Consider the following 7,643-nt stretch of genomic DNA (forward strand, 5'->3'; position numbering starts at 1 on the left):
CGGTGGACCGGCCGACCGGCCGAATAGGGAAAGCCCCCGTGGTGGAAACCACGGGGGCTTTCCCTCGTCATGCCGTCACGCGGCGAGGTTCACGCGGACCTCGACATTCCCGCGGATCGCCTTGGAGTAAGGGCACCGCCCGTGGGCGGCGTCGGCGAGCCGGCGCGCCTCGGCCGCGTCGATTCCCGGCAGTTCGACGGTGAGGACCACCGACAGGTGAAATCCGTCCTCCTCCTTGTGCAGGGCCACCTCGGCGGTGACCGTGTCGTCCGCCAGCGCGGTCCTCGACTCGCGCGCGGAGACCCGGAGCGCGCTGTGGAAGCAGGCGGCGTAACCGGCGGCGAAGAGCTGCTCGGGGTTGGTGGCGGTGCCGGAACCCCCCACGGCCTTGGGGCTCGACAGCGGAAGGTCGAGGAGCCCGTCGGAGGAGCGCACGGCGCCGTTGCGCCCGTCTCCGGTGGAGGCGACCTCGGCGGTGTAGACGACGGCCATGTGTCCTGCCTTTCGGAATCGGAGAAGGGGGAATTCCCCCAGCGTTCCCGCCAGTCTCGAACGCCGCCGAATGACCGGCGCTACGGAATTCCGCAGTCCTTCCCCCCTCGTGCCGAATTACCGTGGAGAACCTCACCGACCGCGGAATCAAAGGGAGTTGGCCATGGCGGGACCGTTGACCGGAGTACGGGTACTGGAATTCGCGGGCTCGGCCCCGACCGCGTTCGTCGGCACCGTCCTGGCCGACCTCGGCGCCGACGTCGTCCGCGTCGACCGGGCGCCCGCCGGCGCGCCGGACCCCGACGGCGACCGCGCTCCGGAGAACCCCCTGTCGCGGGGCCGCCGGTCGGTCGCCCTCGACCTGAAGAGCCCGGAGGGCGTGGAGCACGCCCTCTCCCTCGCCGAACGCGCCGACATCCTCGTCGAGGGATTCCGCCCCGGCGTCGCCGACCGCCTCGGCATCGGCCCTGAGGCGGCCCTCGCCCGCAACCCCCGTCTCGTCTACGGGCGGGTCAGCGGCTGGGGCCAGCAGGGGGAGTGGGCCGGGCGCGCCGCCCACGACCTCGCGGTCCTGGCGCTGACCGGCGCCCTGGACACCGACCCCGTCACCGGGGCCCCGGTGCAGCCGCCGACCGCGTACCTCTCCAGCTTCGCCGGCGGCGCCAACGTCCACGTGCAGGGGCTGCTCGCCGCGCTCCACGCGCGGGAACGCTCCGGCCGCGGCCAGGTCGTCGACACCGCCCTCGCGGACGGCGCCGCCCTCATCTCCACCCTCGTCCACCAGTGGCGCGAGGTGCCCGGCAACCACACCGTCACCGACGCCCCGCACTACTCCCTCTACCGCGCCGCCGACGGCGGGTACCTGGCCGTGGCCGCCATCGAACCCCGGCTCTATCAGAACCTCCTGGAGCAGCTGGGCCTCGCCGGAGCCGAGGATCTCCCGGACCGCGCCGACCCGGCAGCCTGGCCCGCGCTGCGCGCCCTCGTCGCCGCGCGCTTCGGGAGCCGGGACCGCGAGCACTGGGTGAAGCTCTTCGACGCCGTGGACGCCGGGGTGGCGCCGGTCCTCACCGCGGCCGAGGCGGCCGAACACCACCAGCTCGCCGCCCGCGGAGCCTTCGTCGAGGTCGGCGGCACCCTTCAGCCGGCCCCCGCCTCCCGCTTCGGCGCCACCCCCACCGGGGCCCCCGGCCGGGCGCCGCTCCCCGGCGAGCACACCGAGGAGGTCCTCGCCGAGTGGCGGGGATGAGGGACCCCCGGCGGCTCACCCCTCCAGATAGCGCAGCACGGCCAGGATCCGGCGGCTGTAGCCGTCGGTCCTGTGCAGCTCCAGCTTGTCGAAGACGGAGTTGAGGTGCTTCTCCACCGCGCTGAGGGAGAGGTGCAGCTGCCGCCCGATGGCCGCGTTCGTGTACCCCTGGGCCAGCACGTCCATCACCTCGCGTTCGCGCGGGGTGAGCCGGGCCAGCGGGTCGGCGTGGGTCGTGCGGACGACCAGCTGCCGTACGACCTCCGGGTCGATCGCCGCGCCGCCCGCGTGGATCCGGTCGAGCGCGTCGAGGAACTCCTCGACCTCGGCCACCCGGTCCTTGAGGAGATAGCCGACGCGTTCCGCGCCGGAGGCGAGGAGCCGGGCCGCGTAGCTCCGCTCGACGTGCTGCGAGAGGAGCAGCACCCCGATCTCCGGCAGCCGCACGCGGATCTCCTCGGCCGCCCGCAGCCCCTCGTCGGTGTGGGTCGGCGGCATCCGGATGTCGGCGACGACGACGTCCGGCCGCCGCGCCTCGGTCTCGGCGACCAGCGTCCGGGCGTCGCCGAGCGCCGCGAGGACCTCGTGGCCCTCCTCGGTGAGCAGCCGGACGAGGCCCTCCCGCAGCAGGGTCGAGTCCTCGGCGAGAATCACGCGCACGGCAGCTCCGCGACAAGAGTGGTGGGTCCCCCGAGGGGGCTGTCGACCCGCAGGACGCCGTCGAGCGCGGCGACCCGGCCGCGCAGCCCGGTCAGCCCGCTGCCGGCCGGGTCCGCGCCGCCCGTGCCGTCGTCCTCGACCCGCACGGTGAGGAGGGCGCCCTCGCGGGACACCCGCACGGCGACGGCCGAGGCCGAGGAGTGCTTGGCGGCGTTCGTGACGGCTTCGGACACCACGAAGTAGGCGGCCGTCTCCACCGGCCGGGGCAGCGGCTCGTCGCCCACCTCGAAGCGGACGCGCAGCGGGACGGAGCAGCGCTGCGCCACCCCGCCCAGCGCCTCTTCGAGCCCCAGGGTGTCGAGCGCCGACGGGTACACCCGCCAGGCCACCTCCCGCAGCTCGGTCAGGACGTCCCGGGCCTCGTCGTGCGCCTGCCGCAGCAGCGCGTCCGCCCGCTCGGGGTCCTGCTCGCGGTCCCGGCTCCGGCGGGCCCGGCCGAGCAGCATCGCCAGGGCCACGAGCCGCTGCTGGACGCCGTCGTGGAGGTCGCGCTCGATCCGCCGGCGCTCGCCGTCCACGGCCTGGACCACCGCGGCCCGGCTGACGGCGAGTTCCTCGATCCGGCGGCGCAGCAGCTCCTGCTCGGAGGGCCCGAAGCAGTCCCGGGCGAGCCGGGCGTCGAGCGCGGCCAGCGCGTACAGGCCCTGCACGTCGAGGAAGAGCAGGACACCGCCGAGCAGCAGCTGCGTGAGCAGCTCCTGCCAGCCGAGCGTCCCGCGCGCCACGCCCCGGGCGAGCAGTCCCGCCAGGACGGCACCGAAGCCGAGGAGTCCGAGGACGATCCCGCACACCAGCCCCGTCCAGCCGCGGACCGCCAGATAGCGCAGCAGCCGCGGGCCGGAGACCTCGTACGGTCCGGGGAAGCGGTCGCCGAAGAAGACGGAGCGGCGCCCGCGTTCCAGTGACGTCAGCCGCCGGGCCCCGGCCACCAGGATCTCCAGGGCGTGCGGCCGGGTGCGGGGCCACAGCAGGAACGGCCCGAGGGAGATTCCGGCGACCAGGAAGTACAGGACGCCCAGCAGGGCGCTCAGACACCCGAGCACGACGCCGACGGCCCGCATCCCCCTCAAGTGGGCACCCGTACCGCCCCGTTCGTCATCCCTCACGGTTCCCGAGCTTAGGGGGCGCCCCGCCGACCCGGCGGGGCCCGTCGGCACGACACCCTCCGGCCCGGGCGCCGCGCCGTGCGGTACGGGGTCCGGCGCGCCCGTCACGAGGTGCGGCGGTGCTGGGCGCGCCCCCGCCCCCGGAGACGTACCGCGAGGAAGGCGCACAGCGCCACGACGACCATCACCAGGACGGCCTTCGACAGCACGCCCACGTACCCCTCGACCACGTCCCACCCGTCCCCGAGCCAGTAGCCGGCCAGGACGAGCACGCTGTTCCAGATGAGGCTGCCGAGCGTCGTGAGCATCAGGAAGACGGGCATCGGCATCCGCTCGACACCGGCCGGCACGGAGATCAGACTGCGGAAGATCGGCACCATCCGGCCCAGGAACACCGCCTTGGTGCCGTGCCGCGCGAACCACCGCTCGGTGCGCTCCAGGTCCGAGACCTTCACCAGGGGCAGCCGTGCCCAGAGCGCGTGCATCCGCTGCCGGCCGAACAGTGCGCCGATCCAGTACAGCGCCACCGCGCCCACCACGGAGCCGAGCGTGGTCCACACCAGCGCCGAGGTGAGGCTGAGCACCCCCTGCCCGGCGGCGAAGCCCGTCAGCGGCAGGATCACCTCGCTGGGCAGCGGCGGGAACAGGTTCTCCAGCGCGATGGCGAGCCCGGCCCCGGGCCCGCCCATGGTGTCGACGAGCCCGGCGGCCCACCCGGCGAACCCGTCGGCGGGCTCCCCGGCCAGGGCCAGGGGCGCGGGGGCGATGAGCGAGGTGATCGGCACGGTGGCCTCCAGATGGCGGTCGGACGAGGTCCCGGGACCCCTCGCCCCGGCACTCCTTCACGCTAGGAATCCCGGCTCCCCGCCGGTACGGGGCTTCCCGCCCGGCCACCCTGCGGAAAACCGCAGGCGGCGCTCCGGCGCCACCCCCTAGGGTTCGGCCCGGAGCGCCGGACAGCACCGAGGGGGAGCCATGGCCGACCGGACAGCGAGCGCACGACCGCTCCGGGACACGGAGGGCCGCGCGCGGTGAACGGCGACGAGCCCGTCTTCAGGAAGAGCCGCTGGGGCACCAACCGCTACGTCTACAACGCGCGCAACCCCCTCGGCCTCGCCCTCATCGTGGTCACCGTCGTCGGCGTCTTCGTGATGCTGATGCTCATGGAGAACCGTGCCGGCCCCTTCGCCCCGGACCCCGCCCCCACCTGGAGCCCGCCGCCCAGCACCGACCCGTGGCCGTTCGCGCCGCCGCGGCCGTCCGCGCGCACCCGCACCCCCTGACCGGCCCGACGCCGCTCGCCGGGCGGGGGCTCTCCGCGGACCGCCTACCCTTGGACACATGACGAGCAGCAGCGACCGGAGCACCGCAGTGAGCGTTGACGGATCCAAGACCTACGAAGTGCGCACCTACGGGTGCCAGATGAACGTCCACGACTCCGAGCGGCTCTCCGGTCTGCTGGAAGCGGCGGGTTACGTCCGGGCCCCCAAGGGTGCCGACGGCGACGCCGACGTCGTCGTCTTCAACACCTGCGCGGTCCGTGAGAACGCCGACAACAAGCTGTACGGCAACCTCGGCCGGCTCGCCCCGATGAAGACCACGCGGCCCGGCATGCAGATCGCCGTCGGCGGCTGCCTCGCCCAGAAGGACCGCGACACCATCGTCAAGAAGGCCCCCTGGGTCGACGTGGTCTTCGGCACGCACAACATCGGCAAGCTGCCGGTCCTCCTGGAGCGCGCCCGCGTCCAGGAGGAGGCGCAGATCGAGATCGCCGAGTCCCTGGAGGCGTTCCCCTCCACGCTGCCGACCCGCCGCGAGTCCGCGTACGCCGCCTGGGTCTCGATCTCCGTCGGCTGCAACAACACGTGCACCTTCTGTATCGTCCCGGCCCTGCGCGGCAAGGAGGAGGACCGCCGGCCCGGCGACATCCTCGCCGAGATCGAGGCGCTCGTCTCCGAGGGCGTCTCCGAGATCACCCTGCTCGGCCAGAACGTCAACGCGTACGGCTCCGACCTCGGCGACCGCGAGGCGTTCTCCAAGCTGCTGCGCGCCTGCGGGCAGATCGAGGGCCTGGAGCGCGTCCGCTTCACCTCGCCGCACCCCCGCGACTTCACCGACGACGTGATCGCGGCCATGGCCGAGACCCCGAACGTCATGCCGCAGCTGCACATGCCGATGCAGTCCGGCTCGGACTCGATCCTCCGGGCGATGCGCCGCTCCTACCGGCAGGAGCGCTTCCTCGGGATCATCGAGAAGGTCCGCGCGGCCATCCCCCACGCGGCCATCTCCACCGACATCATCGTGGGCTTCCCCGGCGAGACCGAGGAGGACTTCGAGCAGACCATGCACGCCGTCCGCGAGGCCCGCTTCGCGAACGCCTTCACCTTCCAGTACTCCAAGCGCCCCGGCACCCCCGCCGCCGACATGGACGACCAGATCCCCAAGGAGGTCGTGCAGGAGCGCTACCTGCGGCTCGTCGCGCTCCAGGAGGAGATCTCCTGGGAGGAGAACAAGAAGCAGGTCGGCCGCACCCTGGAGGTCATGGTCGCCGAGGGCGAGGGCCGCAAGGACGGCGCCACCGACCGCCTCTCCGGCCGCGCCCCCGACAACCGGCTCGTCCACTTCACCAAGCCGGACGAGGACGTGCGCCCCGGTGACGTGGTGACCGTCGAGATCACCTACGCCGCCCCGCACCACCTCCTCGCCGAGGGCGCCGTCGCGTCCGTCCGCCGCACCCGCGCCGGCGACGCCTGGGAGAAGCGCACCGCCGCCGCGGCCGCCAAGCCGGCCGGCGTCCTGCTCGGCCTCCCGACGATCGGCGTCCCCGCCCCGCTCCCCGCGGCCGAGGTCCCGGCCTGCGGCAGCCACTGACCCGACGGCCGACCGCCGACGGCCTGACCGCCACCGCCACCGCCCGCGCCCGGCGGTGGCGGTGGCGGTCGTGCCGTGACGTCCCGGTCCGTCAGGGAGGGCGCCGCGCGAGAGGGGCGCAGTAGGCTGCCGATCATGCTTGTCGCCGCAGCCGTCTGCCCCTGCCCGCCGCTCCTCGTGCCCGAGGTCGCGACCGGTGCCGCCCCCGAGCTGGACGCCGCGCGCGCGGCCTGTGCCGACGCCCTCGGGCTGCTCGCCGCCGCCCGCCCGGACGTGCTGTACGTCGTCGGGGCCGCGCCCGAGGGCGGCCACGGCGTCTACCCGGCCGGCTCGACGGGCTCCTTCGCCGGATTCGGCGTCGACCTGTCCGTACGGCTCGGCGACGTCCCGTCCGGAGACGCCGACGGCCCGCCCGCCCAGCACCGTCCCGCCGACGGCCTTTCCACCGACGGCCTTCCCGTCGACGGCCGTCCCGTCGGCGAGGACACCGGCGGCCGCCCCCTGCCCGCCTCCCTCGCCGTCGGCGCCTGGCTGCTCGGCCGGACCGGCTGGGCCGACGCGCCGATCGAGGGTCTGGGCGTCGAAGAGGCGGCCACGCCCGACGTCTGCGCCGCCCTCGGCCGCGGGCTCGCCGACTCCGCCCGACGGGTCGCCCTCCTGGTGCTCGGCGACGGCAGCGCCTGCCGGACCGTCAAGGCCCCCGGCTACCTGGACGAGCGGGCCGAGGGCTTCGACGCGGAGGCCGCCCGCGCGCTGGGCACGGCCGACGTGGCCGCGCTGCTCGCCCTGGACACGGAACTCGCGTACGAGCTGAAGGCGGCGGGCCGCGCCCCCTGGCAGGTCCTCGCGGGCGCCGCCGAGGGCGCGGGGCTCGACGGCCGCCTGCTCTTCGAGGACGCCCCGTACGGCGTCGGGTACTTCGTCGCCGCCTGGTCCTGACACGCGGCGACGCGCCGGCGGCCGGGCGCGGGACGAGACGGAGGCCGGGGCGCGACGGAGGCCGGGACGAGATGGCGGCCGGGTAGGCGACGGAGGCCGGGACGAGACGGCGGTCGAATAGGCGACGGAGGCCGGGGGCGCATCCGTGCACGGCCGGGGACGGAAACGGCGGACGGCCGCGGGGGGGGGGGGGGCCCCGGCCGGCCCCCGGGGGGGGGGCCCGGCCGGGTGCCGGGGCGGGCCGGGGGGGGGGGGCCGGCGGGCGC

At 75.0% G+C, this 7,643-nt stretch carries 8 protein-coding genes; 4 read left to right on the top strand and 4 right to left on the bottom strand.

Translation table 11 applies throughout. From position 1 onward, the window contains the following. Positions 1–75: 75 nt before the first annotated feature. Positions 76–492 carry an organic hydroperoxide resistance protein gene (locus ACFVZH_RS31635; RefSeq protein WP_384902697.1) on the bottom strand — a complete coding sequence of 139 codons (417 nt, stop codon included), beginning with the start codon at positions 490–492 and terminating at the stop codon, positions 76–78. Positions 493–655: 163 nt separating this feature from the next. Between ACFVZH_RS31635 and ACFVZH_RS31640 the strand changes: the two genes are divergently transcribed. Further along, a complete protein-coding gene (locus ACFVZH_RS31640; RefSeq protein ID WP_384902699.1) occupies positions 656–1,741 on the top strand; it encodes a CaiB/BaiF CoA transferase family protein in 1,086 nt (361 codons plus the stop codon). Positions 1,742–1,756: 15 nt separating this feature from the next. On the opposite strand, the gene ACFVZH_RS31645 is transcribed toward ACFVZH_RS31640, so the two are convergent. From ACFVZH_RS31645 to ACFVZH_RS31655, 3 genes are all read right to left on the bottom strand, one after another. After that, positions 1,757–2,401, bottom strand: coding sequence for a response regulator (locus ACFVZH_RS31645; protein ID WP_384902700.1), 645 nt, complete (start codon positions 2,399–2,401; stop codon positions 1,757–1,759). Continuing rightward, complete coding sequence (locus tag ACFVZH_RS31650; RefSeq protein WP_384902712.1) at positions 2,392–3,522, bottom strand: sensor histidine kinase; 1,131 nt, start codon at positions 3,520–3,522, stop codon at positions 2,392–2,394. Before ACFVZH_RS31650 ends, ACFVZH_RS31645 begins: the two co-directional genes overlap by 10 nt. A gap of 149 nt (positions 3,523–3,671) precedes the next feature. Then, on the bottom strand, positions 3,672–4,352 hold the full coding sequence (locus ACFVZH_RS31655) for a DedA family protein (protein ID WP_384902702.1): 681 nt from the start codon (positions 4,350–4,352) through the stop codon (positions 3,672–3,674). 246 nt (positions 4,353–4,598) lie between these two features. On the opposite strand from ACFVZH_RS31655, the gene ACFVZH_RS31660 reads away from it, so the two are divergent. The 3 genes from ACFVZH_RS31660 (at position 4,599) to ACFVZH_RS31670 (ending at position 7,377) form a co-directional block, all read left to right on the top strand. After that, positions 4,599–4,850 carry a hypothetical protein gene (locus ACFVZH_RS31660; RefSeq protein ID WP_384902704.1) on the top strand — a complete coding sequence of 84 codons (252 nt, stop codon included), beginning with the start codon at positions 4,599–4,601 and terminating at the stop codon, positions 4,848–4,850. A 58-nt stretch (positions 4,851–4,908) separates the two neighbouring features. After that, the gene (miaB, locus tag ACFVZH_RS31665; RefSeq protein WP_384902706.1) at positions 4,909–6,438 is read left to right on the top strand and encodes a tRNA (N6-isopentenyl adenosine(37)-C2)-methylthiotransferase MiaB; all 1,530 of its coding nucleotides are present in this window, start codon (positions 4,909–4,911) and stop codon (positions 6,436–6,438) included. A 135-nt stretch (positions 6,439–6,573) separates the two neighbouring features. Then, entirely contained in the window at positions 6,574–7,377 is an 804-nt protein-coding gene (locus tag ACFVZH_RS31670; RefSeq protein ID WP_384902707.1) for a class III extradiol dioxygenase subunit B-like domain-containing protein, read from the top strand. The last annotated feature ends 266 nt before the right edge of the window (positions 7,378–7,643 follow it).

Origin of the sequence: Streptomyces sp. NPDC059534, from assembly GCF_042743475.1 — a bacterium.
Classification (GTDB): domain Bacteria; phylum Actinomycetota; class Actinomycetes; order Streptomycetales; family Streptomycetaceae; genus Streptomyces.

Bases quoted from the DNA above. Each gene is read 5' to 3' on its own strand.
- miaB (WP_384902706.1), top strand. From the start codon at position 4,909: ATGACGAGCAGCAGCGACCGGAGCACCGCAGTGAGCGTTGACGGATCC.
- ACFVZH_RS31640 (WP_384902699.1), top strand. From the start codon at position 656: ATGGCGGGACCGTTGACCGGAGTACGGGTACTGGAATTCGCGGGCTCG.
- ACFVZH_RS31635 (WP_384902697.1), bottom strand. From the start codon at position 492: ATGGCCGTCGTCTACACCGCCGAGGTCGCCTCCACCGGAGACGGGCGC.
- ACFVZH_RS31670 (WP_384902707.1), top strand. From the start codon at position 6,574: ATGCTTGTCGCCGCAGCCGTCTGCCCCTGCCCGCCGCTCCTCGTGCCC.
- ACFVZH_RS31650 (WP_384902712.1), bottom strand. From the start codon at position 3,522: ATGCGGGCCGTCGGCGTCGTGCTCGGGTGTCTGAGCGCCCTGCTGGGC.